Below are 25,344 nucleotides of genomic sequence, written 5' to 3' on the forward strand. Positions count from 1 at the left end.
GTGACTCTCTTTCTCAGAACCTGTACTTGAAACCCAGGCCGTAGCCGGTCACGTCGGCGCCCACGCCGGGCGTGTTGCCGGCCGAAGCGAACACCGCGCCGGTGCGGAAGTTGTAGCTCGCCGAGCCGTCGTTGCGTATGCGCGAGTAGGTGCCGTAGACGCTGAGGTTTTTGCTGACGGTGCGGTTAAAGCCCAGCGCCACCAGGGTTGCGCCCAGGCCCGCGGTCGAGCAGCTGCGCAGCGTGGGGTCGTTGGACACCGTGTCGCAGCTGCCGGGCGAGGCGCGGCCGGCACTGGCGCGCAGTTCCCAGGCGCCCAGGGTGCGGGTCACGCCGAACAGCCTGGCGCGGCGGCGGTAGCTTTGCAGGTCCGGCACCGTGTTGCCGGGAATCACGTCCGACTCGGTGTACGAGAGCTTGTCGAGCAGCATGGAGAAGGTCGTCGCGCCCAGCGTGTAGCTGGCGCCCAGGCTCACGGCCCAGTCGCGCGACGAAGTGCCCTGGGTCACTGCCGTGGCCGATGAACCGACGCCGCGGTTGTTGCGGCCCAGGCTGGCAATGCCGAAATACTGGTTGTGCTGTTCGTAGGCGATACCGAGCTTGAGCGCCCCGTTCACATAGAAGCCGCTGAAACCCCAGGCCGAACCCGCGCCCAGGTCGGGCGCCGCCCTGCGCCCGTTGTTGGAATAGGCGATGCGCGCCGACAAGCCCTTCCATTCCGGTGTGGCGTACTGCCACACGCCGGGCTGCCTGCGTATAAAGGCCGCATCGTCGTTGTTCGCATCGCCCACCTCGGTGACCGGCCCGGCGACGCTGGAAGAACCCACGCCCAGGCCCGGCGAACCTATGATGCCGCCCGCGCCGCCTATGCCGTAGTCATTGAAGGGATCGAACTTGGCCGTCATGTCGCGAAACGGCATGGTCCACTGGCCGTAGCGCACCGCCCCCCAGTCGGGACTGCGCAGGCCCACGCCCGCATCCTGCAGGCTGGTGGCCGCGTTGGATTCAGGGCGCTCGGAGCTGGGACCGGTCTTGGGCACGTATTTGTAGGCCACGCCGGCCTCCACCTGCCAGAAGGCTTCCAGCCCGCCACCCAGGCCCAGCGCACCGCGCACCCCTATCGAGGACGAGGGGTCACTGATGCGCAGGTAGGAAGGCAGCTGCCTGCCCGTGGGTGTGGCGGAGAAAGTGGCGCCGCGCGGGCCGGCCGGCGTCGCGCCGTCGCGCGCGACCTGCTCGAACTCCAGGCCGAAGCCGCCGTAGATCTCAAACTTGTCCGAGCTCAGCGCCGCATCGTCCGACAGCGAGGAGCCCAGGCCCGCGAAGGCTTGCGGCGCGCCGCTGAGCTGCACAAAAAACGTCGGGCTGTGCGAGGCCTCCACGGTGCTCGGTGTGCTGGTGGGCTTGAAGGCCACGCCGACGCTGACGGTCAGCGCCTTGGGCCGCGTGAAGACCAGGCCCAGGCCGGCGCCCTGCAGGCTTCTGTGGTTGCTCAGTTGCGCGGGATCCCAGGGATTTTTGTCGATGCGTACGCGGCCGGCGTCGTAGAACAGAAACCCTTCCACGCCGAAACCGCCGAGCCGGCCCAGGCCGTGGCGCAGTTCCAGCCGGGACAGCCAGCCCTCGTCGCCCGCGCCCTCGCCTTGCGGATAGGCGCGCACGCCATTCGGGCCGCCCAGGAAAAACTCTTCGGACGAGTCGAGGTTTTTCGAGGCCTGCTGGCCCGACAGCGAAGCATGGAGCGTGAAGCCGCCCGGCAGCGCCTGCAGGCGCGAGAGCGACCAATTGAGCTTGCTGAAGCGGCCGTTGGTCATGGCCGAACGCGCGTCGAAGGCCGCGTCGGACATCGTGTCGCGGCTCAGGCGGCCGCGTGTCAGGCCCAGGGAATAACTCGTCAGCGCGGGGTTGCCGGTCACGCCATCGCGCCAGTCGCCGTAGAAGTCCAGCCTGGCCAGGGTTGAGGACTTCCTGACGTCCAGGCCGGCCTGGTTGACGCGGTCTATATAGTTTTTCTGCTCCAGCGTGAACTGGCCCGTGAGGTTGGCCTGCCGGCCGCGCATGAAAGGGTAGGCGACGAAACCGCTGAGGCTCTCACCCTCGCCGCTGGCATCCAGCGGCGCAAAATCGCGTCCGATTTTGTAGAGCAGGTTGGTATACGCCAGGCCCGCGCGCAGGCCGGAGCCGCCCAGGGGCGCCGACACACCCAGGGTCTGGGCCGTCAGCCCTTCGAAGCTGGTGATGCCCTTGGCGCTCCAGGCTTCGCCCAGGCCCAGCCAGTCATTGGCCGACAGCTCCACCGTCAGGCGGTTGCGGCCGGTGTAGCTGTTGCCCTGGTTGTCAAAACCAAAACGCGCCTGCGCCAATGGGCTTTCGCTGACCCGCACCACCAGGTCGGCCGTGCCGGGCTGGGCGCCCGCGCGCAGCACGGCACGCACCGTGATGCCGGGAAGGTCCGTCAGCAACAGCAGGGCGCGCTCTATCTCGGCCTCGCGTATCACCGCACCGGGCGCCAGGCCGGCAATGAAGCGCTGCGCCACCCCCGGGTCCAGGCGCACATTTTTGGTGGGCTCCACAGTGACGATGCCCAGCCGGCCTTCCTGGATTTCCAGCCTGACCGTGCCGCCCGCGATGTCCTGCGCGGGCAGGTTGGCGCGTGCCACGAGGAAGCCGCGTTCGCGGTAAAAGCGCGTGATGCGCGCGGCGGCTTCGGCCAACGCCTCGAAGCCGATCTCGCGGCCGGTAAAACCGCTGAGTTCCGCAGCCAGCGTTTGCGCATCGATGGAATCGTTGCCGCTGAACGCGAACTGCGTCACCAGCACGCGCGCGCCGGCGTCGGCGGACGGCGACCGGTTTTCTTCCGCCGGTTTTTCAATCACGGCCGGTGCGTCCGCCGGCGCCGGGTTGCTCAGGCCCGGCGTGCGTTCACGGATGGATTCGAGCATGCGGCCGGCATCGGGCGCTTGCGCGAACGCACCACAGCCGGAAAGCGCCAGCAAGCCGCCGATGACGCTGGGTTTAAAAGGCCGGCTTCTGGACCTGTTCACATGGTTTGCTTGCATCTGTCGTTTTCAAAAGCTTTCAGCCGGACCGGCGCCGTGCTTGAAAGCTGGTCTCTCCCCGCTGCTTATTGGACTGGTATTTGCCTGCCGGAGCCAGTTCGAAATACCCGCCCATATCCATAACCCAAGGTTATTTATCCGCGAAAAAAATATGTATCACCCTCTCGAAACGCCATCGCACACGCACCAGCGGCGTGCACAAAGCGCAACGCCCGCTGCGGGGCGGGCGTTCAATCCATCAGGGAAGAGGGCCGCCTAGTGCGGCCGCTATCAACGCGCGAGGAATTTGCCGAAGAAGGCCTCAGCGCGCTGCTTGCTGTCCTCGGCCGCAAGCTTGTTGGCCGCCACGGATTCGCGTTTGCGCGTGGGCGTGTCGTAAGAATGCTCGACACCGGGATAGAGCACGAACTGCCAGTCGCTGCCGTTGCGCTCGGCAATTTCGGAAAGCCGCGCGCAGCGTTCCGGGTTGACCTCCTCGTCGTCGCTGCCTATCAAAAGCAGCATGGGCGCGTAGCTGCGGTAAGTCTGGCTGTACCTGCGCATGACCTGCCCGCAGGCCGGGTACATGCTCAGGAATGCCCGGAAACCCGTGGTCTCGGTCGGCACCTCTATGCCCGGCGCCGCGGTGGACGCCGCGGACAGCGCCGTGCTGCCGCCGTTGGACCAGCCTTGCAGAAACACCGGGTCCTTGACGACGGTGGGTTGGGCGCGCAGGAACTTCAGCGCCGCGTAGGCGTCCAGCGGGCGCACCGTGATTTCGTTGACGCTGGCCGGCCGGCTGCCGTCATTGGTGCCCGCTTCAAAGCCACGCGCATAACCGCGAGGGCCGAAGGAATCCACCAGCAGAGCCACATAACCGCGCTCGACCCAGAACTTCGCCCACGCGACATGGCGCGAGGACAGCGAGTCGGCATCAAAAGTCTGCTTGAGCGTGGAGTACAGGCCGCCGCGCCCATGCAGCATCACCACCGCCGGGTGCGGACCCGGCGTGTCGGGCGCGTACTGATAAGCCACCAGCGTTGTCTTGCCGTCCTCGCTCAGGAAGTTCACGGTTTGCGCTTTCTGCGCGCGTGCAGCCGGACAGGCCAGCAGCAGCAAGCCGAGCAGCGCGGCCAGGAGTTTGGATGCGGTGCGGAAGACGGATGGCAGTTCGGGCATGAGAGGCGTTCGCTTTCAGGAAGGGCAGTCGGCAAGAGCGGGCTCGCGGCATCATGCAAACGAAGCCGCACGGCGTCAAGCCCGGCGCATGCGCGCCGAAGCGGCTCCCCGGAGGAGCCCATAACTCCAGGTTATCTGCCTCGCGCAAATGTGATGAGTGCGGGCCCGCACGCCAACTTAGGATGCTCTCCTCGGCGCCGGCTTGGGGCCTCCAGGCACGCCCTCTTTTTCGAAAGCGTTCCATGATCCATACCTATACCGATGAAGACATTGGCCGCACGATCGGCTGGCGCGAAGTCTTGCGAGACCTGCCCCTGGCTTTTGAATCGCTGCGCAGCGGCGACGCGGCCATACAGGCACGCCAGCGCATAGACTGCGGCAGCTGGAAGCTCAGCGGCATGGGCGCACTGTGGGAAAGCCGCGGCGTCGCCGCGTACAAAACCTATACCAGCCTCAACGGCCAGTTCGACTTCCTGGTCAACCTCTTCGACCTGGCACGGCAGCATCACCATGTGATGCCGGCGGCGGAGATCACACGCGCGCGCACCGCGGCCATGACGGCCTGGGCGGCGCAAAAAATCACCCGGCCGGACGCAAAAAAAATGGCGCTCTTCGGCCTGGGCATCCAGGGCCGCACGCACCTGGAGGCCCTGCAGGAAACCATGGGCTTTTCGGAGATCGCCGTCGTCGACACGGCCGATGTCTCGCGCGCCTGTGACACGCTGTCCTTGCGCTACGGCATTGCGGTGCGGCAGGTTTCGCCGCAAGAGGCCGTGACCGGGGCGGACCTGGTCGTCACGGTGACGCGCTCCAAGCAGCCGCTGTTCGACGGCGCCTGGCTGCGGCGCGGCACGGCGGTCTGCGCGGTGGGCACCAGCCTGCCCGGCGGCACCGAGATCGACCAGGTCAGCCGCGCGCGCAGCGACCGCGTCATCGTCGAGTGGAAACCGCAAAGCCTGGTGGAGGCCGGCGAGATCGTGATCGGGTTGGCCGACAAAAGCCTGGACATCTCGCAGATCAGCGACCTGCCCGAGCTGCTGGGCAGCCAGGAGCCCTGGCGCCGTTCGTCCGAAGAGATCATTCTGTTCAAGGCCGTCGGCGTGGGCCTGAGCGACCTGGTCGCCGCAAGATGCGCGGTGGAAGGCCTGCGCGCCCAGGCCACGGCGAATGAAGCCGTGGCCGCCAGCCAGTACTAGCGATCACCTACCCGGCCCTGGCGCCTCAGGCGCGCGGTTGCCAGGTGGATTCCTGCACTTTTTGGAGTTCGTCCCCGACGCACTGCGTGAGCGCGCGCATGATGTCGGTGACGGCGGCCGCCTTGAGGTACATCGCGCAGACCGGGAACTCGGCGCGCGGCTCCAGCGGCAGGACTTTGAGTTTGTCGGAAAAAAAGTTGGCGCTGGCCGAATCCACGATGGCCACGCCCTGGTCCAGTTCGGCCAGCCGCACCGCCATCTGGTAGGTGCGCACCGCGGTCTTGCCCTGCTGCCAGTTGAAGCGATTCGCATAGCGCGAATAGATGCGGCCCAGCGGGTCCTTGCCCGAGAGTTCGATCAACTCCATGGTCGCCAGCGCCTCGGCCGAGATCGACTTGTTGCGCGCATATTTCCCCAGGCGCGCGGGCAGGCTGGCCGCGACCAGCTGCAGATGGCCTATCTCCACGCAGTCAAGCGAGGGATGCAGCGGCGGGTCGAAGGCAATCGCCAGGTCCACCTCGTGCATCAGCAGCTTTTGCATCATGTCCTCGGTGTGGCCGGTGTTGAGCTCGCTGCGCATCTTGGGAAACAGCTTGCGGGTGGCCAGCAGCGCGGAGGGCAGCACGCTGTTGGCCAGCGACGCAACAGCCGCCACGCGCACCGCCTTGTCGGCGCCCAGCTTGAGGTTGCGCGCCAATTCCCGCACCGCGTCCAGGCCGCCGGTGGCCTGCTCCACAACGGGGGCCAGCGCATGCGTCTCCTTGGTCGCCACCAGCCGCTTGCCTTCACGGTTGAAGAGTGCAAACCCGACGGTCGCCTCGGCGTGCTGCAAGGCCTTGGTCACGGCAGGCTGGGACACATGCAGCAGGCGCGCAGCGCCGCTGATGGTGCCGGTGCGCAGGATGGCCTGCAGGACTTCGATGTGGCGGGTTCTCATGGAGTCGGCGGTTGTTGTGGCTGACCTGCTCGGCGCAGGGCGACGGCGCCGACTCATTTTGCACTGAAACCGGCCGAGGGCCCGCCGCACGCCTACCTTGCGGCTTTGTGCTGCCGCGCGAAGCTTTTGGCCAGGTCCAGGAAATTCTTTTCGGCCGGCGAATTGCTGTCTTCCCGGCTCACCAGCGTGATGGGCGCCACGAGGGCCGGCCTGGCATTCTGGATGCGGCAGTACACCACGCTCTCACGGTGGAAATCCTTCATAGAGGCAGGAACGACGGAGACGCCCGCCCCCGCCGCGACCAGGCTGATGTTGGTCAGCATGCGCTCAACCTCCGAGGCGATCTTGAGCGTGAAGCCCGCTTGCTCGCAGGCTTCGATCAGGTCCGAATACATGCCCGGCGCACCGTGCCTGCGCACCAGGATGAACTGCTCGTCGGCCAATGAGCGCAGCTCGATGACCGGCATCTTGCCTTTGGCGGCGCCCGCCACCAGGGGGTGGCCCACGGGCAGGATGAGCAGCATCTCTTCTTCGAGCAAGGAGAAAAAACTCACGCCGCGCGGATGGCTGACAGGCGTGCGCAAAATCGCGACATTGACTTTGCCCCGGTCTATGCCCTCGGTCAGCTCGGCCGCATTGGCTTCACGCAGGTCCAGGTGAACATCGGGATAGGCGCTGCGGTAAGCGCGGATGACGCCGGGGATCAAGGGGTGGGCCGCGGCCGAACTGGTAAAGCCTATGGCCAGCGTGCCCTCAAAGCCCTGCGCGGCGCGCGCGGCGCGTGCCGCAGCCAGCTCGACGCCGCGCAGGATGGCCTTGGCTTCCTGCACGAACACCGCGCCGCCCGCCGTCAGCGCCGCGCCTTTGGGGTGGCGGCGGAACAACTCGAACCCCAGCTCTTCTTCCAGCAGGCGGATCTGGTGGCTCAAGGGCGGCTGCTGCATGTTCAGGCGCTCGGCGGCGCGCGTGAAATGCTGCTCCTCAGCAACCATCAGGAAGTAGCGCAGGTGTCTCAGTTCCATGACGTCAGCTCATCTTTTTTTTGTATGGGAGGTGCAGTACACGGATTTTATGTATATGCCCATAGCGCGGGGTGACGCCTTGGCGTCTTTACACTCGCCGTCCATCCTTAAAAAACCACCGTACGGCGCGGCTCCCCGGGTGGGACGGCAGGATCGCCCATAGACTGGGCGGTCGATGACCAGAACCAGAAAAACACTTCGCCATCCCATCGCGCAGATGGCCTTCGCTTTTGCCGCCGGCATGCTGCTGGGGCATTTCTTCCCTTCCGCCGGCGCGCTGATGAAACCCCTGAGCGACGGCTTTCTGCGCCTGGTCGGCATGCTTATCGGCGTGCTGATTTTTTGCCTGGTGGTATCCGGCATCGCCGGCATGCGCAACCGGCTGCAGGCCACGCAAGTGGGCGTCAAGGCCTTCTTCTACTTCGAGGCCATGACGATGCTCTCGCTGGCGGCGGGCATTGCGGGCGCCCTGCTACTGGCGCCCGGCAAGGGCTTCGCGCCGGTTTTTGCCGCCGAGGCCGCGCAGCACGCGGCGCCCGCGCCGGCCACGCAAAGCGCGAGCGAATTTTTTCTCGACGTCATTCCCGCTACATTCACCGGCGCCTTCACCGGCAGCAGCATTCTGCAGGTCCTGCTGCTGGCGCTGTTGACGGGCATCGCGCTGGCGCGCGTGGGCGAGCGCGGCCGCGGCCTGCTGGAGCTCATCGAAGGCGTGCAGCAGGTGTTCTACGGCATGGTCGGCATGGTCCTGAAGCTGGCGCCGCTGGCCGCCTTCGGCGCCGTGGCCTTCATGATAGGCCGCTACGGCATATCCTCGGCGCTGCCGCTGCTGCACTTTCTCGCCGCCATCTACCTCGTCAGCATCCTGTTCGTCTTCGTCGTGATGGGCCTGGTCGCGCACGCCGCCGGTTGCAACATCTTCCGCCTGCTCGCCTACGTGAAGGAAGAGCTGATGCTGGTCTTTTTCACCAGCTCATCGATCGCCGCCCTGCCGGGCCTGGTCGCGAAGCTGGAAAAAATGGGGTGCGCCAAACCGGTGGTGCGCCTGATGCTGCCGGCCGGCTACAGCTTCAACCTGAACGGCAGCAATCTTTACATCGCCATGGCGGCGATCTTCCTGGCGCAGGTGGCACATGTCGACCTGGGGTTCTGGCAGCTGCTGTCGCTGCTGGGCATCATGATGCTGACGTCCAAGAGCGCTGCCAGCGTCGCCGGTTCGTCCTTTGTGGCCCTGACCGCGACGCTGGCCAGCCTGAACCTGATTCCCCTGGCCGGCATGGTCTTGCTGCTGGGCGTGGAGCGGCTGATGAAATGCCGCTCCCTCACCAACGTGATCGGCAATTGTGTGGCCTGCATCGCCGTCTGCGCCTGGGAAAAAGCGCTGGACCGCCAGGCCATGCATCAGGCCTTGTCGGGCAGCGCCCCTTCTGCCGCCGCCGAGCAGATCTGACGCAGGCGGTCACCCAGGCATTCGGCGCGGCCTTCGAACAAGGCGTCCAGGCATTCGGGCCGCTCCAGCCGGCGGTAGAGCGCGGCACGCTCCTCGTAGTGGTCGGCCATGCGCACGGCGGCGGCGACGTAGTCCTCCTCGCTGGCGGCAATGCTCCAGTCCGGCAGGCCCAGGCGCCGGAACAAGGCTTCATCAATATGCTCGAACACCTCGGGCCCGGTCTTGCACACACCGGGCAGGCCGACCGTCATCGCGTCGGTGATGCCGTTGGTGTTGCCGAATGGAAATGGGCTCAGGAACATGTCGCAGCGGCTGAAGATGGCGAGGTAATCGGGATAAGGCTGGTGGGCGTAGACCTCGGCGTCCGGCAGGAACCGGCGTACCAGCCTTCGCACCTGCGGATAGATCAGGCCGGTTGCCTGCCCGATGAGGAAATGAAAGCGCACCTCTTTGCGCGCGCCCGCGCGTATCTTCCGGCAGGCCTGCAGAAACTTCGGGTTGAGCTTCATGGTGGTCGCGGCCACGGCAATGTTGACGACGTCGCAGTCCTGCCGATGCGGCCTCGCCAGCGAGACCTTGATGGCCGACGGCCGGTAGGGCTGCCCGTCTTTGGGCAGGCGCAGCAGGGTTTCGCTGAAGCAGGCGGGGTCGCCGACGAAATCGTCTTCCACACTGATGTAGTCGATGCGGTCGGAGTGCGTGGTGGCGGGGTGTCCCAGCGCGGCTACCTGCACCGGCGCCAGGCGCTGATTGGCCGCGAACATGGTGATGGGAAACATGCCGACGCTGGGCATGTAGAACACCGCGGGCTTGAGGGTGCCGGCCAGCGCGTGCAGTTGCCGCAGGCAAGCCATCATGTCGTTGGGCGCCTGGAAGTCCACCACCTCGTCAAACACCGCCCGGCCCAGCTCGTCGATATTGCCGGGGTAGGCGATGGCGATCAGGCGGAAATGCCGGCGCGCGGCTTCCATGCTCCTGGAATGCGTGCGGTAAATCGAATGTCCGCCGGAGAACCACTCCAGCAGCACCAGCATGACGGGCTTGCCGGCGCCGGAGGGGACGGCGGTGGTCGCCACGCTGCCCAGGCCCAGCGCATCGAGCTTCCTGCGGATCAAGCGGTTGATGGGCCGCTTGATTTCATGGCGGCCGGGCAGGTCGGCGTAGCTGCAATGCATATACACATCGTGCAGGATGCCCAGCGGCAACAAGTCCAGGGTTTCGATTTCCTCGAGGTGGCCGGGCAGCCAGGCGAGCAGCGCCTCGCGCTTGGAATGCGCCGCGGGGGAGCCCAGGAAGCGCGGTGAGAGCAGTGCCGTGAACAGCGCGGCGGCAAGTTTTTTGTTCTGCTGCCACAGCAGTTCGGCGTCCAGCGGAATTTCCGATTCGGGCGAATACAGGATGCAGAACTTCACCAGGTTCTGCTCGCTCACGTGAAACTCCGGCGCACCGGGGCCCAGGAAGTTGAGCGACTTCAGGATGTGGTCGCAGTTGACGAAGGCGCTGGCGGCAAACAGCGCCGACAGCCAGCGCTGAAAGTTGATGAGCTGGCCGAAGCCATTGGGCGTGACGTGAAAGCCCGGGTCGGAAAACAGGGCCGAAATGGCGCTGGTGATGCGGGTCAGGCCGTGCGCGTCGCGCTCCTGCACGCCCACGGCCGACGGGAGGCTGAGCGCGAAGTTGCCGTCCAGGTTGCCGTAGTTCCTGTCTATGAGCAGCAGCAGCTTGACCAGCTCGCGCGCAGCCTCTTCCTGCTGCCGGGAGTAGCACAGGTACTCAAAATTCTCGAGCGAAAAAATGTCGTCGGCCATCGCGCCCTTCCGTCAATGCCCTTTCAGGCCCGCTGCGCCAGTATCACCGCAGCCGCAGGAAAACTCACCGGGTGAGTCCCGAAAAAGTGCGGTCCAGTTTGTCCTGGGCACTCGCGAGTTTTTCCTCCTGCGCCTTGAGCCAGGCGGCGTCCTGGTCCAGCCGGCCCTTCTCGGCCGCCAGCATCCTGGCGGTCTCCGCGCGCTGCGGGCCGCCCAGGCCCTTGCTGGAGGCCAGCATGTTCTGCGCAGTCAACGAGGTCTGGTAGCGCTCCTGCGTCAGCGGAAACTCCGTGCGCGGGAATTTGAAGGTCTTCACCGCTTCGGCATACAGCTGCCTGACGACGTCAAAAGGGATGTCGGCGGGTTTGAGTTTGTTGATGCGCCCATGGTTGACCAGCTCCGAGGCGAAATGGTGGCCGACGCGAAAAGGGATATCGGCATCGCGCTGCAGGATATCGGCCAGCTCGGTGGTGGTGGAGTAGTCGGCGTCGACTTCCTGCAGGGCGCGGTTGCGGTCTATGACCAGGTTGTTCATCAGGTCCGCCAGTTTCACGAAGGCGTCGGTGGTGAGCTCCAGGGTTTTTTCGACCTGGTCGCGCTTGTAGTCGGGCATGCCGGGCGTGACGTTGTGCGTCTCCAGCTGGTAGGTGAAGGCGCGGCCCACCACTTCGCTGGCCTGCAGCCTCAGCGCATTCAGCGCATAGGGATTGCGCTTTTGCGGCATGATGCTGCTCGTGCCGGTGAGCCGCCCTTCCTGGATGGTGATCCAGGGCGCGGTCTGGTGGTACTGGGTGTGCATGTCCTGAACCAGCAGGCCCATCATCAGCGCTGCATTGCTGCACAGGCCGACCAGCTCCACGCCCTGGTCGAGCGCGCCGAGCTGCGCCGCATCGTAGGAATTTTCCACCACGCCGTCAAAGCCCAGCAGCTCCGCCAGACGCTCGCGGTTCACCGCAAAGCTCGAGGTGCCGAGCGCACCCGCGCCCAGCGGGCTCATGTTCAGGCGCGCATAGGCCTCCTTCAGACGCGTGCTGTCACGCCCGAAGACCGAGGCAAAAGCCAGCAGGTAATGCGCATAGGTAGTGGGCTGGGCCTGCACGCCGTTGGTATAGGCCGGAACGATGGTGTCCAGGTTCTTCTCGGCCACCGCGAGCAGCTGCGCTTTCGACTGGATCATCGCGTCCATCAGGGCCAGCGCGCGCTCCCGCTGCATCAGCCGCCGCGTGGTGGACAGGATGTCCTGGCGGCTGCGGCCTGAATGCATGCGCGAGCCGTCGGGGCCGGCCAGCGCGAGGATGAGCGGCTCGTACTGCAGGTAGTCGCCGGGGCGCCTGGCGCCGGGCTGGTTGCCGTTCTTGATCACCTGGTCGACCGCCCGTGCGATTTTTTTGCCGAGCTCGGGCGGAATGATTCCGGTCTCGACCACCATCACGGTGGAAGCCTTGTTCATTTCGCCGAGAAGATGGAAATTGTCGTGCTCGGCCTGCCCGGCTTTCTTGTCGGCGGCGACGGCCATGGCGCACAGCGACGCCAGCAGCAGCGGAGCCAGCACCAGCCGCCCGGCACGGCGCGGCCGCGTGGCGCCCCCGGACGCACCGGCGCACGCCTGTTCAAGGCTGAGCATCGTCTTTGCCCGCGGCGGATGCATTGAGGCTGGCGTTGGACGAAACCACGGAGATGGTGAGCTTGTCCGCGCCATTGCCCGAAGAGGAAGACGTGGCGTCGCCCGCAAGGGGCACCATCCAGTCGCCGCCGGCCATGTCCGACTGCAGCGCGGCGGTGGCGGAGGCCGATGCCGCGCTGGTCAGGCTGTTGTTCATCGTACCGCCGAGGTTGCGCAGCACGGTGCCCGAGCCGGTGGCCCCAATCGTCGTGACGTCCGAAGACTGGCTGAAAGGCTGCCCGTTGGGCGCGCTGGCGGTGATCAGCAGCAGGCCGTTTTCCACCTGCAGCTTGTTGGTGCCGCCGTCTATGCGCACGCCGTAGCTGCCGCCGGAGCCCGAAACGCGCAGGCTGCCGTCGCCGCCGGTGGTGATGGTATTGAAGGCATTGGTGCTGCTGCCGACGATGGAGAGCCCTTCGCCGGAGCCGGCGGTCGTCGCCTGGATGTCGATGTCGCCGGTGGCCGAGGTGATGCTGACGCCATTGGCGGCGCCGGAGGCCGCGCTGCGCACCAGCACCGCCGGCGCGGTCGACGCCGCGCTGCTGTTGCCGGTGATCGAGAGCTTGCCCGACACCGTGGAGATGGCGGCGGAGCTGGTCGCCGTCGACGGATAGATGGCGACGCCGCTGCCGTAGGTGGAGCTGCCGGCCACGCTCACCGAACCGCTGCCGGTGGCGCGTATGACATTGTTGCCGGTCTGCATGCCTACCCCGTCGCCGTAGACGCTGGTGCCGGTGATCGCGAGCGCCCCGTTCTCGACGCTGACCAGCGCCTTCCCGCCGCCGTACATGCTGATCCCATTGCCCTGGTCGGCGGCGTTGCCGACCAGCGTCACGTTGCCCGAGCCGGTGGTCTGGATGCGGTTGGCTACGTTCTGGATGGCGATGCCGTGGTCCAGCTCCCCGGTGTTCGGCGAGTGGAAGTTGCCGAGCAGCGTGATGTTGCCGCCCTGCGAAGCGATGTTGTTGACCGAGTTGGTGCTGGTGGCGCTGCCGCCCAGGGAGATGGCGTCGGACGTGCCTATGGAGTCGCCGCGGAAGGTGATGTCGCCGCTCACGGTGGTGACGTTGACGCCGTTCGAATTGCCGGTCGAGTTCAGGAAGATGCCGTAGCCGCCGAAGCTGCTCGTGCTGTTGCCGTTGACGGCAATGGCGCCGCTGCCGGTGGTGATGTTGATCGCCGCATTGGCGCCGGACGGTGCGATGTCCACGCCTCGGCCCGAATAACTGGTGCCGTCCACCGTCAGCGCGCCGGACTGCGTGCCCAGGTTGATGCCGGCGTAGGCGCCGCTGGCATCCAGCGACACGGCCTTGAACGAGCCGGTGGTGGGGTTGACCACGCTGTTGTTGGCCAGCAGCGTGAGTGCGCCTGCCGTGGTGGTGACGTTGATCTGCGACGCGGTGGCCGCACTGGTGCCGCTGCCGGAGCTGAGCAGCCCCAGCGCCGGCGTCGTGCCGCCCGAGGTGTTGCCGCTCAGCGTGATGTTGCCGGTGGTGGAGATATTGATGGACGAGCCCGAGCCTGTCGAATTGAGCACCGTGCCGTAGCTGCCGGTGCTGCTGCCACCCACGCTGATGGCGCCGCCGGCCGTGGCATTGAGCACCACGCCGCCGGTGCCCGAGGCCGCCAGGTAAACGCCGCGGCCGGCGCCGGCAAAGCCGTTGGAATTGGCCTGCACCGTCAGGTTGCCGCTGCCCACGGTGAGTTGCTGCGAGGAACCGCTGGCGGTCGAGCAGATCAGCACGCCGAAGCCGGTCGTCGCGTTGCCCCTGATCGTCAGGTCGCCGGAACCGCTGGCAGCCAGGGTGTTGTTGGTGCTGAAGATGCGCGTGCCGTTGCCGCTGCCCAGGTTGGTGGCGTCCACGGTAATGGAGCCGGCGCCGCTGGTCAGCACATTGCTGCCGCCCGTGAGCACAAAGGCATCGCCGGTCGCGCCGGCGATGCCGACGTTGGCCAGGATGGAGATGTTGCCGCCACCGGCATTGAGCGTGGAGCCGGAGATGTTCACCGCACTGCTGCTGGAGCTTGTCGAGGTGGAGGCGCCGCGTATCGTGATGTTGCCGCCGCTGGTGCTCAGCGTGGTGCCCCCGGTGATCGCTACGCCCGAGGCGCCGCTCTGATTGGTGGCGGCATAGCCGGTCAGCGGATTGCTGCCGCCTCTGATGGTGATGGCCCCGCCGTTGGTGGTGATGGTGCTGCCAGTCAATGCCACCGAGCCGTTGCCGGTATCGCCGTAGTTGGAGACCAGCGAGACGTTGAGGCTTTTGCCGGTGCCGTTGGAAATGACACGGCCGCTGCCGATGATGATGTTGCGATGCGCCTGCAGGGTCAGCGAGGCATTGCCCACACCCTTGACGTTGTCCAGCACATTGATGTCGCCCGAGGTTCCGCCGACGGCGGAGGTCTGGACAATCACGTTGGCGCCTTCGGACAGCGAGGCGTTGAGTACGGCCGAACTCAGGTTGGAACTGGCTGCGCCGCTGGAAGTGAAAGGGGAACTCCCGGTCGCGCCGACGCTTGCCGTGCTCGTGATGTTGATGTTGTAGGGATCGATCAGCCAGGTGCCGCCCTTTCCGGAGGCCGCGCTGATGTCCACCGAACCCGTCGCTTCCAGGTTGTGGCCCGAGGTCTCGACCAGGCCGCCGCTGCCGGTCTGCCCGCCGCCCAGCACGGTAATGCCCCCATGAAAGCGCGTGCTGTCGGTGGACCAGAGGATGACCTTACCGCCGTCGCCGCTGCTGAGCGCGTCGGCATGGATGCGGGCGTCTTCGCCCATGTAAGTGCCGGCGGCCTGGCGCTCAGTGCCCGTGCCCTGGTAGTTGCCGCCCACCAGCACGGTGCCGCCGCCGGCGTCGCCCGAGGCATCGATGCGCGCGCCGTCGAACACGCCGACGTACTCGCCCAATGCTTTGAAGCTGCCGCCGGTTTCGCCGGCATTGCGGCCCGAGACATCAACGCGGCCGCTCACCGCGACAACGCCCGCGCCGCCGCCGTCGAGCAGCACCGCCCCGTTGCGGCGCTGCAGGCTGGTCGCCTCTATCACCCCCTCGTTGTTGACCACATTGGAGAGCAGCGCATCGCTGGAGCGGGCCGACATGACAACCACGCCGCCGTTGGCCTTGAGCAGCCCCTGGTTCACCACGCTGGCGCCCAGTGCGGGGTCGCTGACCTGCATGTTGATCAGGCCGTCGCCGTTGAAGTCCAGCGTAACCTTTTCGCCCGCGCCCAGCATCACGCTGCCAAGGCGGGCCGTGATGCTGCCTTCGTTGCGCACCTGCGCACCCAGCAGCGCCACGTAGCCGCCGTCGGCCGCGACGATGCTGCCCCGGTTGATCACCGCCCCGCCCGCCCCGCCGGCGTCAAAGCGGTTGTTGCCGGCCATGAAATTGGCATCGGAAATATTGAGCGAGCTGGCGACCAGGCCCCCGACGTTGACGGCCGAGCCCTGGCCGAACAGGATGCCCGAAGGGTTGATCAGGAAGACCTGCCCGTTGGCGTTGAGCTGGCCCATGATCTGCGAGGCATCGCTGGAGGTGACGCGGTTCAGCGCCACGGACGAGGCCGAGGGCTGCACGAAGTTGACCTTGGCCGCGCTGCCGATGTTGAAGGTGTTCCAGGTGGCGGCCATGCGGTCGCTGCCCTGCACCACGTTCATCACGGTCCCGCTCTGGCTGATGCTGCCGCTGCCGGCCGTGACCTGGCCGTTGGTGGGCAAGGCATTGATGTCCAGCGCATACACCCGCACAGGGTAGATCGTGCACAACGCCGACAGCAGGGCCGCGCTCAGGGGCGTCAGCGCCAGGCGCGTTTTGCGTGCCGAGAAAGTGGAAGAAGCCGGGGAAGGTTGGTGTGTCATGCGAGCCCCTCAGAATGTGTAGTTGATACCGACACCGATCGCGCGAATCGTGGTGCCGACGCCGGAGGTGCCGAACACCCCCGCGACGGCGTAGTTGTAGTTGGYCAGCGGCTGGTTGCGCAGCACCACGTACTGGCCGAAGATCCTGAGCTGCTTGCTCCAGTTGTAGGAAAAGCCGATGGCCTGCGAGGTCGCGCCCATTCCGTCGGTGGAGCAGTTCACGCCGTTGCCGGAAATCATGGTGCAGTCGCCGGCAAAGGCCTTGGCATGGCTGGCGCGCAGCTGCCAGGCGCCTATCTTGTGCGAGATGCCGACCATGTAGGCGCGGCGGCGGTAGCTGGACATGTCGCTCGAGGTGACGCTGGTGTTGACGACGCCGGATTCGGCGTAGCTCAGCTCGTCGGCGATCAGCGACACCTTGGTGTCGCCGAAATCGTAGGCCACGCCGTAGCGCACGCTGTAGTCGTCCGACGTCGTGCCCTGCGTGACATGGGTGTTGGTGCCGACGCCGCGCGCGTTGCGGCCCAGGCTGGCGATGCCGAAGTAGTTCACATGCTGCTCGGCCGCCACCACAGCCGAGAAGCCGCCTTTCTCGTACGAGAGGCTGCCGCCGTAAAGATAGCCGGTGTCTACGTCGGGCGCGGCCTTCATGCCGTTGTTCGAGTAAGCCAGCTTGAGCTGAAAGCCGTTCATCCTGGGCGTCCAGTAGGCGTACATGCCGGCCTGGCGGCGGTTGAAGGCGGTATCGTCGTTGTTGTTCACCGCCGCCGTGCCTACAGGCCCCGAGTTCCGGGCGATGCTGGTGGCAAAGCCCGGCGAGCCGATGATGTTGTAGTGGGCCGCGCTGGTGGTGCCGCCGAAGGGGTCGAAGGAAGAGGTGCTTTCCTTGAGCGGCATGTCCCAGTTGCCGTACATCGCCGTGCCGGCATCGGGATGGGCAACGGCCACGCCGGTGTTGCGCAGCTCCTGCCGGTGCGTCCAGTCCGGCGAGGCGTCCACGCCCGCAGCGCCCGCGCTCAGCGACAGGCCCAGCTCCAGCTGCCACAGCATCTTCCACTGGTCGTAAATCGGGATGCCGCCACGCGCACCGACGTAAGACACGTTGTCGCGCGCGCGCCAGAAGCCCGACATGTTGCGCCCGTTGGGCGTGGCCAGCTTGCTCTGGTCGGCGGGGGCGGCGGGCGTGGAGCCGGATCGGCTCACATATTCAGGGACGATGCCCAGCGAACCGTAGAACAGCATGCCGTCCTGCGCTTCCTCAAAATCCTCGCCCTTGTTGCCGTCGCTGCTTCCGGAAGCCAGGCCGGTGAAGGCCTGGGGCGAACCCGAGACCGACAGCCACAGGCGGCGCGCGCTTTTCGGCTCGCTGGTGGGGTTGACGCCGGGCGACACCGCGAAGCTCGCGTTGAACACCAGGTCCTTGTTGTAGACATTCAGGCCCACGCCGTAGCCGTAGCGGCTTGCGCGGTTTTCGCTGGCGTCCCAGGGCTTTTTGTTGATGGTCACGCGGCCCGCGTCGGCGAACAGCGCGCCTTCAACCACGGAGTTGCCGACGACGCCCAGGGTCTTGCGCAGCTCCAGCCGGGCCAGCATGCCCTGGTCGCCCGCGGCCTCGCCGCTCGGGTAGGCACGCACGCCGCCCGAGCCGCCCAGGCTCATTTTTTCCGAGGCATCCAGGTTCTTGTCGGCGTACTGCGCGCTGACCGAGCCCAGCAGCGAGAAGCCGCCTCCCAGCTGCTGCAGCCGGCTGTACGACAGGTTGAGCTTTTTATAGTCGCCGGCCGCATTCGCCGTGAAGCGGTCCAGCGCGGCGTCGTTGGCGGTTTCCTTTCTCAGGTTGCCCAGGCTCAGGCGCGCATTCCAGCTGTTGCTCGCCGCAGCGCCCGCCAGGTCGTCGCGCCAGTCGCCGGACAGGCCCGCGCCCAGCACGTTGGCGGACTTGTCGACCGTCGTGCCGCTGGTCGTATCCTGGAAGTGCCGGTGTTCCGCCGACAGCGACGCATTGACGTTGGCGCGCCGGCTGCGCAGCAGCGCGGCGTTGAGAAACAGCGTGCTGATCTGGGCTTCGCCGCTGGCCTGCACCTCCTTGAGGTTTTTGCCGATGTTGTATTGCAGGCCCGCGAAATTCGCGCCCACCGACACGCCCGTCGTGCCCAGGGGCTGCGTGTAGCCGATGCTGGCAATGCGCAGGCCTTCAAACGTCTGCTGCGTGTTGAAGCTGAAACTCTCACCCATGCCCAGTGCGTCGTTCAGGCTCAGATTGACCGACAGCCGGTTGGCGCCCGTGTAAAAACTGCCGCCGTTGTCTATGCTCACGCGCGAGGTGATGGCGCCCATCTCGCTGACCTTGACAATGACGTCGGTGGCGCCCGGCTCGGCCGACGGGCGCAGCACCGCCTTGACGCTCACACCTGCGATGTCGGACAGCCGCAGCAGCGTGTTTTCCAGATCGCTTTCCTGGATCACCTCGCCCGGCTGCAGCCCCGCGAGGTGGCGGCCCAGCAGGTCCGGGTCCAGCCGCACGTTGGTATCGGGCTCGGCCACCACGCGGCCGATGACACCTTCGCGGATGCCGAGGGCGACCACACCGCCCTGTATTTCCTGCGCGGGCAGATAGGCGCGCGCCACCAGGTAGCCGCGTGCGCGGTAGTAGGCGGTGATCTTCGCGGCGGCTTTGCCCAGCCCGGCGAAGTCCAGTTCGCGGCCGACGAACTCCTGCAGTTCGGCCTGCAGCTCGGGAGCGGGCAGCGAGCGGTTGCCGCTCAGTACAAAACCCGTCACCTGCACGCCCGGCCCGCCTGCGGGAAGGCCCTGGCCCTCGTCGCTGCTTTCCATCTCTTTTTCGATGCGCGCGGGACGCTGCACCGCAGCCGGGGTGCCGGTGCTTTCCGCGGGCGACAGCTGCTGCCGGTTCGCGTCAAACAAGGTGCCGGCGCTGGGCGGCGTTTGCGCATGGACCGCAAATGGCACGGTGAAGGGCGCGGCGGCCAGCATCGCGCAGATATGCGACGCGAGGAGTGTGCGCCGGGGCGCGGCAAGGCGTGAGGATGGCATATGGATTTCGTTTTCTTGTCTTGTTGTTCTGTGCGCCTGTTTCTGGTCGTGCTTTTTCCCTGTTGCGTGCGCTTTGCTAGTTGCCCGCGCCCGGGAAAACTTTTGCCGCCACGTCGCGCGACTCAAAAATCTCCGCCGCCTCATGGCCTGCCCCCGGCACCACCATGGTCGCGCGCGTCACCGGCGTGCTCCACTTGCGGGCCAGGAACTGCTCGTAGCGCATGTAGTTCCTGTGCCGGTTCAGGCGGTCCGTACCCTGCGTGGCGGCGCCGCAGGACTTGTCGAGCGACTCGTAGGCCGGGTCGTTGTCCTCGGAGCCCACGAGGTAGAGCACCTCGCGCGCCGCGTAGCGCTTGAACAGCTGTTCACCCTCCATGCCCTGCCCGTAGGGAACCATGTTGGCCAGGCCGTAGCGGAAGTTGTTGTAGCCGGGGCAGAGGATGCTGTTCACCGGCTTGAAGTCATCGCCCTCGGGACGGTTGGCGTCCAGGTACAGGTAGGAGGACGGGCTGGAGACCACATAACGCACGCGTATGCCCGCCTTGCGCAAGGCCTCCTCGCTGTTGTTCAGCACGGCATAACGCTGCATCAGCTGGCCGCCGGCCGAGTGGCCGATGAAGACGATTTCCTTGAGCACAGGGAATCGCTTGTCCGCGCTCAGGTAGCGGGCGAGATCGTCGAGCACGCCGCAGGAGTTGATGGCCTCCTTGCCGCGGGACTCCTGGCACTGCATCCAGTTGCCGCCGCGCCAGAGCGGAATCCTGCCGTCCGGCGACGGGTCCGACGCCGTCAGGAAATGCGGCACCAGCAACACGGTGCTGGAGGCGTCCAGCCGCGCGGCCTGCAGCAGCCCCAGCCCCACGCCGAAGTAGCGGTCGGCATCACGCTGCACGCCGTGCACAAAGATCACCGCGCGCTGGATGCCCGGATCCGGGCGATGCAGGTCGATGTTGGAATAGACCGCAAAGGGATAGGCGGCGCCCGCCGCTTCCAGGTCAATCACCTGCTCCTTGGGCAGTTCGCCGACGGTTTTGTCGGCCGCGGCGAAAAGGCGCACACACAGAAAGGCCAGGCCCATTGCCACGACCACTTGTAACCACCTATTGCGAATACATGTCATACCTGATCCCACCTTGTCGAAAACATGTGCATCGAAAAGGCTTCACGCGTCGTGCCTGAATGACGGTTTCCCGTCTATACGTGGCACAAATGGATCACGGATCCTGCGTTTCCTTGACGACTTTTTTGCGAGCGACCGGGAGGGGCAATCTGTAACAACCTGCAAATCCCAGCGCTGTTTTCGGCGATTCTAGGAAGGCATGTGCAGCATGTAAAATATCTTGATTCGCAGTAGTTGATACTTTTAAAGTATTCAATAAGTCTGTCGCCCCCCGCCTTCATTGGGCGGAAGCGCGCAAACGCCACGCGCGCGCCGCGTACAGCCGAAATAAATCGAGTGAAAAAAGCCGCGGGCCGCCAAGGCCCCGGCGCTGGTTCGCGGCCTAGGCGGGCCGCGACGAGCGCGCGCCTATTTGCAGCGCATGCGGCCCCCGCGTCAGCTGTTCCTTGAGGAACTCGACGCAGACCCTGACCTTGGCCGAGCCGGCCGAGCGGGTGCTGGTCATGGCCCAGACGTCGGCCGGTTCGTGGTGCGTGGGCAGCACCCTCACCACCCGGCCATCGCGCAAAGGCTGCGCGACATCCCAGATCGACAGCAGGCAGATGCCCTTGCCGTCCACGCTCCAGCCTTTCACCACATCGCTGTGGTTGGAGCTGAAGCGGCTGGTCACCTTGACGGACTCCGGCCCTTTGGGCCCTGTCAGTCGCCAGGTGCCGAAGGGCTGCTCGCGCTCGCGGTACAGCAGGCATTCATGCTCGGCCAGTTCGGCCACCGACTTGGGATGGCCGCGCCGCGCCAGGTACTCGGGCGAGGCGCACAGGATGCGCCAGCTCTCCACCATGCGCTGCGCAATCAGCTGCGGCTGGGCCGGCTCGCCGACACGGATGTCGAGGTCGAAGTTCTCGCTGACCAGGTCCACGCGCCTGTCCAGCAGTTCGAGCCAGACCTCGATGCGGGGGTAACGCGTGCCAAGCAGGGACAGTATGGGCGCCACGTGTTCACGGCCCAGGCGCTGGCTGGTGGCGATGCGCAACTGGCCCGAGGGCTCGCTCTTGGCGCTGCTGAAAGCCTCGGACATCGCGTTGGTGTCGTCGAGGATGCGCCGCGCCCACTGGTAGGCGCGCTCGCCGTCCTCGGTGATCACCACGCGCCGCGTCGTGCGGTGGAACAGGCGCACACCCAGCTGCGACTCCAGGATGCCTATGCGCTTGCTGATGTGCGCCGGCGTGGTGCCGACCTCCAGCGAAGCGGCGGCAAAGCCGGAGCGGCGCACCACCTCGCAAAACACTTGCAGATCCTTCAGGTCCATGGCCTTGATTATCAACAGTTCGTTGAATATGAATCAACTATTTGCTGGTTGTAGATATTTTTGTTGTTACTAGACTCCAGCCCAACAACAGCCCTCATCAAGAAAAGGACCCATGAGCAGACTTCCTATCGCCGTGATCGGCGCCGGCCTGATCGGCATCACCCATATAGACCGCGCGCTCAAAAGCCCGGACGTTGCACTGGCCGGCATCGCCGACCCGACGCCGGCGGCCGCAGACTTCGCGCGTTCTATCGGCGTGCCTTGCTTCCCTGACTACCAAAGCCTGCTGGCCGACACCAGGCCCAAGGGCGTGATCGTCGCAACGCCCAATGTGACGCACGCGCAGATCACGGTCGATTGCCTGGAACACGGCGCCGCGGTGCTGGTCGAAAAACCCATTGCCGACACGCTGGCCGACGGGCTGCGCATCTGCGAAGCCTCGCGCACCACCGGGCTGCCGGTGCTGGTGGGCCACCAGCGCCGCCACAACCCCATCATGCGCAAGGCCAAGGCCATCGTGGCCGCCGGCACCCTGGGCCGGCCGGTCAGCGCCACGGTGATGTGCACCTGGCTCAAGCCGCGCGACTACTTCGACGTGGCCTGGCGCCGTGAGCCGGGCGGCGGCCCCATCCTGATCAACCTGATCCACGACATCGACCTGATGCGCCACCTCTACGGGGAAATCGACAGCGTGCAGGCCCTGGCCTCCAGCGCGGTTCGCGGCTTCGAAGTCGAGGACACCGCGGTAGTCGCGCTGCGCTTTCGCAACGGCGCGCTGGGCACGGTCACCGTGTCGGACACGGCGGCCGCGCCCTGGAACTGGGACCTCGCCGCAGGCGAGGCAGAGCGCTTCCCGCGCCAGGACATCAACGCGCATTTCTATTCAGGCACGGAAGGCTCGCTGACCCTGCCGCGCCTGGAAGTCTGGCGCTACCGCCAGGACCAGGGCCCGGCCCATGGCTGGCACGACCCGCTGACCCTGGAGCGCACGGCCCTGCACATCGGCTGCCCCTACACCGAACAGCTACGCCACTTCGCCGCGCTCATCGAGGGCCGCGAAGCACCCGTGTGTTCGGCGCAGGACGGTTTCCGCACGCTGGAAGCGACGCTGGCGGTGACGCAGGCGGCAACGACGGGACGCGCGGTCGCGCTGCCGGCTTGAGGGCGACAGCGTGACCCCACTGTCTCTTGCCCATCTCACTGTGCTCGACGCGGCGCCGCCCGCCTTCTTTGACCTTGCGGCCCAGGCCGGTTACCAGAAGGTCGGCCTACGCATCTTTCCCGCCGTGCCCGGCGGCCTGTGTTATCCGCTGAGCAGGCCCACGGTCATCGAATGGCGCCGCCACATGGCCGATGCCGGCGTCGGCGTGCATGACGTGGAATTCCTCTCGGTCGCGCCGCAACTGCGCGTGGACGACTACGCGGCCACCGTGGCGCTGGCCGCTGAGCTGGGCGCGCGGCGGCTCAGTGTCTCCGGCGACGACACGGACTTCGCCCGCCTGGCCGACAACTTCGGCGCGCTGTGCGACCTGGCCGCCGGCGTCGGCATGGGTGTGGACCTGGAGTTCATGCGCTTTCGCATCGTCGGCACACTGCCTCAGGCCCTAGCCATCGTCACGCGCGCGGCGCGGCCCAACGGCCGGCTGCTGGTGGACATGCTGCACCTGTACAGGTCCGGAGGAACAGCGGCCATGCTGCGCGATATTCCCACCGCCCTGCTCGGCTCCATACAGCTGTGCGACGCGCCGCTCAAGGACCCGACCGATGCCGGCATCACCGACGAGGCGCGCCAGGGACGTTTGTTCCCAGGCGAAGGCGAACTGCCGCTGAAAGATTACATGGATGCCTTGCCTGCCGATATTCCCTTGTCGTTGGAGGCGCCGGCCGGCAAAACCCATCCGGAGCTCGGACTGCCGCAGCGCGCCGCGCGAGCCTGCGCCGCGTCGCGGGAGTTGCTGAAATCCTGGCGGCCGTCTCGTTAGTTTCGCAGGCTGAGTTGTCCCTGGAAGCATCACTGTGCCGCTTTTGGAAGCATAAGCGTGCCGCGGTAGCCGAATTGTTGCCAAAGATCCCGCACACGTCCGCGGCTGCGCGCGGGCTCGCCGCAAATCGCCCCCTGCCGCCTGAAACTCTGCCAACGCTATGGCGATGGCAGCCCTTGTTTGCTTCACAGCAAATAAGGGGCTATTCGCTAACGTAGCCGCTGGATTTCCAATATATTTGTCATTGAAAACGGGAAGCTCGTCAATATAAGTCTCACACGCGCCGAACGCTTGAGATCAAACCAGAACTACACCCATGAACCTGTCTCCGCTTTTTCTCCGCCGGCGCATGCTGGCGAGTTTCGTATCGTTGACGACGGTGATGTGGTGGCGCAGCGGGTCCGCGCAAGTGGGTTCGGGAGGAACTGGCATTACTCAAAGCATTGGCAGTGCTGATTTGGTGGTGGGTGAGGTCACTTTGCGGAGGGCCGGGCAGCAACCAACCGGCATGGTGAAAGGCGCCAAGCTGCTCCAAGGCGACCTCATTGAAACCAGGAATGACTCTGAGGCCCACGTTGCGTTTGACGATGGTGGCTACCTCGCAATACGACCAAACTCGACCGTTCGGATAGCCCAGTACGTAGTGACCGGTGATGTCACGGACACGGCGACAATTGACTTGATCAGAGGCGCATTGCGATCGGTGACCGGGTGGATCGGCAAGCTCGACGCGCCGCGTTATCGAATCACCGCCAACACTGCAACGATTGGGGTCAGGGGCACCGATCACGAAGTGGTACTGGTACAAGCTGGAGATGCGGCGGGCCTTGAGCCAGGGGTCCATAACCATGTCAACGAGGGCGCGACCACTTTGCGCAACCAAAACGGAGTCGTGAACATTGCGTCCGGCACGGCCGCTTATTCGCCGAGCTCAGGCGCGCGACCTTTGCGCCATGCAGTCGTCCCTGGTATTTTTGAACGCCTGCGTACACGACAGGAAAGCGCGATAAACAGCCATGCCCAAAATATTCGCCAGCGCATGGAAGAACGCTTGCGCGAACGTGGAAAACTGCGCGCCAACGAGCGTTTCGAGCAGTTCCGGCAGCGTCAGAAAACTCTTCGCCAGGGGCGGGCGGACCTCAAGCAGCCGGGAAACAACACCGGCCAATCTCGGGCCGCTGAGGTATCGAAAGACAGACAGGCAGCACGACAGGCTTTGCGGGAACAGCGGCAGGAAAAAACTCGGCAGCAGCAGGAAAGCCGGGCTCAAAAACGGGCGGGTCAACGAGACAGAGCCAGCGAAAAACATCGCACCGCAAAATGATCACCCGAGCATCGCTGCGCTCAAGTTAGCGACCTTAGGAAAGTCCCCGCATGTGTCCCTGGAACCATAACCGTGCCGCCTTTGGAAGCATAACCGTGCCGTAGGTGATCAGCGACACGGCCAAAACCAGTACTGCGCCTGCCGAGCTCCAACGGGCATCCTAATTCGATCAAAGCGATTGGTGGCATTTTTATAGGTCTTCAGTTTTCGTGCTGCACCGCTAATAGTTGCTATTGACACAAGATTTTGATTGCCTATTCTGAGGTCCATGGTCTTTGTGTTCACCAACAATCGCGGCGGTGCGTATGAAATCCTCTGAGACGACCAGGGAAGGTGCTTCTAACGATGAACCAGAAGTCTTGGTGCCGGAAGACTTCCCTAACAATCCGTTTCCCGCTGTGTTGGCC

15 protein-coding genes are annotated in these 25,344 nt (G+C 65.6%); 5 read left to right on the top strand and 10 right to left on the bottom strand.

Going from position 1 to position 25,344, the window contains the following annotated elements; all coding sequences use genetic code 11:
- Positions 1-13 precede the first annotated feature (13 nt).
- On the bottom strand, positions 14-3,043 hold the full coding sequence (locus AC1DXS_RS18520; RefSeq protein WP_477738937.1) for a ShlB/FhaC/HecB family hemolysin secretion/activation protein: 3,030 nt from the start codon (positions 3,041-3,043) through the stop codon (positions 14-16).
- A 285-nt stretch (positions 3,044-3,328) separates the two neighbouring features.
- On the bottom strand, positions 3,329-4,216 hold the full coding sequence (locus AC1DXS_RS18525; RefSeq protein ID WP_477738938.1) for a dienelactone hydrolase family protein: 888 nt from the start codon (positions 4,214-4,216) through the stop codon (positions 3,329-3,331).
- A 242-nt stretch (positions 4,217-4,458) separates the two neighbouring features.
- Here AC1DXS_RS18525 and AC1DXS_RS18530 point away from each other — a divergent pair, with 242 nt between their 5' ends.
- On the top strand, positions 4,459-5,412 hold the full coding sequence (locus tag AC1DXS_RS18530; protein ID WP_477738939.1) for an ornithine cyclodeaminase family protein: 954 nt from the start codon (positions 4,459-4,461) through the stop codon (positions 5,410-5,412).
- 25 nt (positions 5,413-5,437) lie between these two features.
- Here AC1DXS_RS18530 and AC1DXS_RS18535 read toward each other — a convergent pair whose 3' ends face one another.
- Positions 5,438-6,349, bottom strand: a complete 912-nt coding sequence (locus AC1DXS_RS18535) for a LysR family transcriptional regulator (RefSeq protein ID WP_477738940.1) — start codon at positions 6,347-6,349, stop codon at positions 5,438-5,440.
- A gap of 92 nt (positions 6,350-6,441) precedes the next feature.
- Positions 6,442-7,371: a LysR family transcriptional regulator gene (locus tag AC1DXS_RS18540; protein WP_477738941.1), complete on the bottom strand. Its 930-nt coding sequence runs from the start codon at positions 7,369-7,371 to the stop codon at positions 6,442-6,444.
- 175 nt (positions 7,372-7,546) lie between these two features.
- On the opposite strand from AC1DXS_RS18540, the gene AC1DXS_RS18545 reads away from it, so the two are divergent.
- Positions 7,547-8,821, top strand: a complete 1,275-nt coding sequence (locus AC1DXS_RS18545; protein ID WP_477738942.1) for a cation:dicarboxylate symporter family transporter — start codon at positions 7,547-7,549, stop codon at positions 8,819-8,821.
- Here AC1DXS_RS18545 and AC1DXS_RS18550 read toward each other — a convergent pair.
- The 6 genes from AC1DXS_RS18550 to AC1DXS_RS18575 form a co-directional block, all read right to left on the bottom strand.
- Entirely contained in the window at positions 8,773-10,629 is a 1,857-nt protein-coding gene (locus tag AC1DXS_RS18550; protein ID WP_477738943.1) for a peptide transporter, read from the bottom strand. The genes AC1DXS_RS18545 and AC1DXS_RS18550 overlap by 49 nt on opposite strands.
- Before the next feature lie 64 nt (positions 10,630-10,693).
- Positions 10,694-12,253 carry an argininosuccinate lyase gene (locus AC1DXS_RS18555; RefSeq protein ID WP_477738944.1) on the bottom strand — a complete coding sequence of 520 codons (1,560 nt, stop codon included), beginning with the start codon at positions 12,251-12,253 and terminating at the stop codon, positions 10,694-10,696.
- Positions 12,240-16,148, bottom strand: coding sequence for a beta strand repeat-containing protein (locus AC1DXS_RS18560; RefSeq protein WP_477738945.1), 3,909 nt, complete (start codon positions 16,146-16,148; stop codon positions 12,240-12,242). Before AC1DXS_RS18560 ends, AC1DXS_RS18555 begins: the two co-directional genes overlap by 14 nt.
- A gap of 9 nt (positions 16,149-16,157) precedes the next feature.
- The gene (locus AC1DXS_RS18565) at positions 16,158-19,202 is read right to left on the bottom strand and encodes a porin (RefSeq protein ID WP_477738946.1); all 3,045 of its coding nucleotides are present in this window, start codon (positions 19,200-19,202) and stop codon (positions 16,158-16,160) included.
- A gap of 76 nt (positions 19,203-19,278) precedes the next feature.
- A complete protein-coding gene (locus tag AC1DXS_RS18570) occupies positions 19,279-20,292 on the bottom strand; it encodes an alpha/beta fold hydrolase (protein ID WP_477738947.1) in 1,014 nt (337 codons plus the stop codon).
- Between the two features lie 412 nt (positions 20,293-20,704).
- Positions 20,705-21,631, bottom strand: a complete 927-nt coding sequence (locus AC1DXS_RS18575) for a LysR substrate-binding domain-containing protein (protein ID WP_477738948.1) — start codon at positions 21,629-21,631, stop codon at positions 20,705-20,707.
- A 112-nt stretch (positions 21,632-21,743) separates the two neighbouring features.
- Between AC1DXS_RS18575 and AC1DXS_RS18580 the strand changes: the two genes are divergently transcribed.
- From AC1DXS_RS18580 to AC1DXS_RS18590, 3 genes are all read left to right on the top strand, one after another.
- Positions 21,744-22,793: a Gfo/Idh/MocA family protein gene (locus tag AC1DXS_RS18580; protein ID WP_477738949.1), complete on the top strand. Its 1,050-nt coding sequence runs from the start codon at positions 21,744-21,746 to the stop codon at positions 22,791-22,793.
- A 10-nt stretch (positions 22,794-22,803) separates the two neighbouring features.
- Entirely contained in the window at positions 22,804-23,613 is an 810-nt protein-coding gene (locus AC1DXS_RS18585) for a sugar phosphate isomerase/epimerase family protein (protein WP_477738950.1), read from the top strand.
- Positions 23,614-23,929: 316 nt separating this feature from the next.
- The gene (locus tag AC1DXS_RS18590; protein ID WP_477738951.1) at positions 23,930-24,937 is read left to right on the top strand and encodes a FecR domain-containing protein; all 1,008 of its coding nucleotides are present in this window, start codon (positions 23,930-23,932) and stop codon (positions 24,935-24,937) included.
- The last annotated feature ends 407 nt before the right edge of the window (positions 24,938-25,344 follow it).

It is taken from the genome of Polaromonas sp. P3_B1 (assembly GCF_056402935.1).

Coding starts and splice junctions, on each gene's coding strand:
- AC1DXS_RS18525 (WP_477738938.1), bottom strand. CDS start 4,216: ATGCCCGAACTGCCATCCGTCTTCCGCACCGCATCCAAACTCCTGGCC.
- AC1DXS_RS18530 (WP_477738939.1), top strand. CDS start 4,459: ATGATCCATACCTATACCGATGAAGACATTGGCCGCACGATCGGCTGG.
- AC1DXS_RS18535 (WP_477738940.1), bottom strand. CDS start 6,349: ATGAGAACCCGCCACATCGAAGTCCTGCAGGCCATCCTGCGCACCGGC.
- AC1DXS_RS18540 (WP_477738941.1), bottom strand. CDS start 7,371: ATGGAACTGAGACACCTGCGCTACTTCCTGATGGTTGCTGAGGAGCAG.
- AC1DXS_RS18545 (WP_477738942.1), top strand. CDS start 7,547: ATGACCAGAACCAGAAAAACACTTCGCCATCCCATCGCGCAGATGGCC.
- AC1DXS_RS18550 (WP_477738943.1), bottom strand. CDS start 10,629: ATGGCCGACGACATTTTTTCGCTCGAGAATTTTGAGTACCTGTGCTAC.
- AC1DXS_RS18555 (WP_477738944.1), bottom strand. CDS start 12,253: ATGCTCAGCCTTGAACAGGCGTGCGCCGGTGCGTCCGGGGGCGCCACG.
- AC1DXS_RS18560 (WP_477738945.1), bottom strand. CDS start 16,148: ATGACACACCAACCTTCCCCGGCTTCTTCCACTTTCTCGGCACGCAAA.
- AC1DXS_RS18575 (WP_477738948.1), bottom strand. CDS start 21,631: ATGGACCTGAAGGATCTGCAAGTGTTTTGCGAGGTGGTGCGCCGCTCC.
- AC1DXS_RS18580 (WP_477738949.1), top strand. CDS start 21,744: ATGAGCAGACTTCCTATCGCCGTGATCGGCGCCGGCCTGATCGGCATC.
- AC1DXS_RS18590 (WP_477738951.1), top strand. CDS start 23,930: ATGAACCTGTCTCCGCTTTTTCTCCGCCGGCGCATGCTGGCGAGTTTC.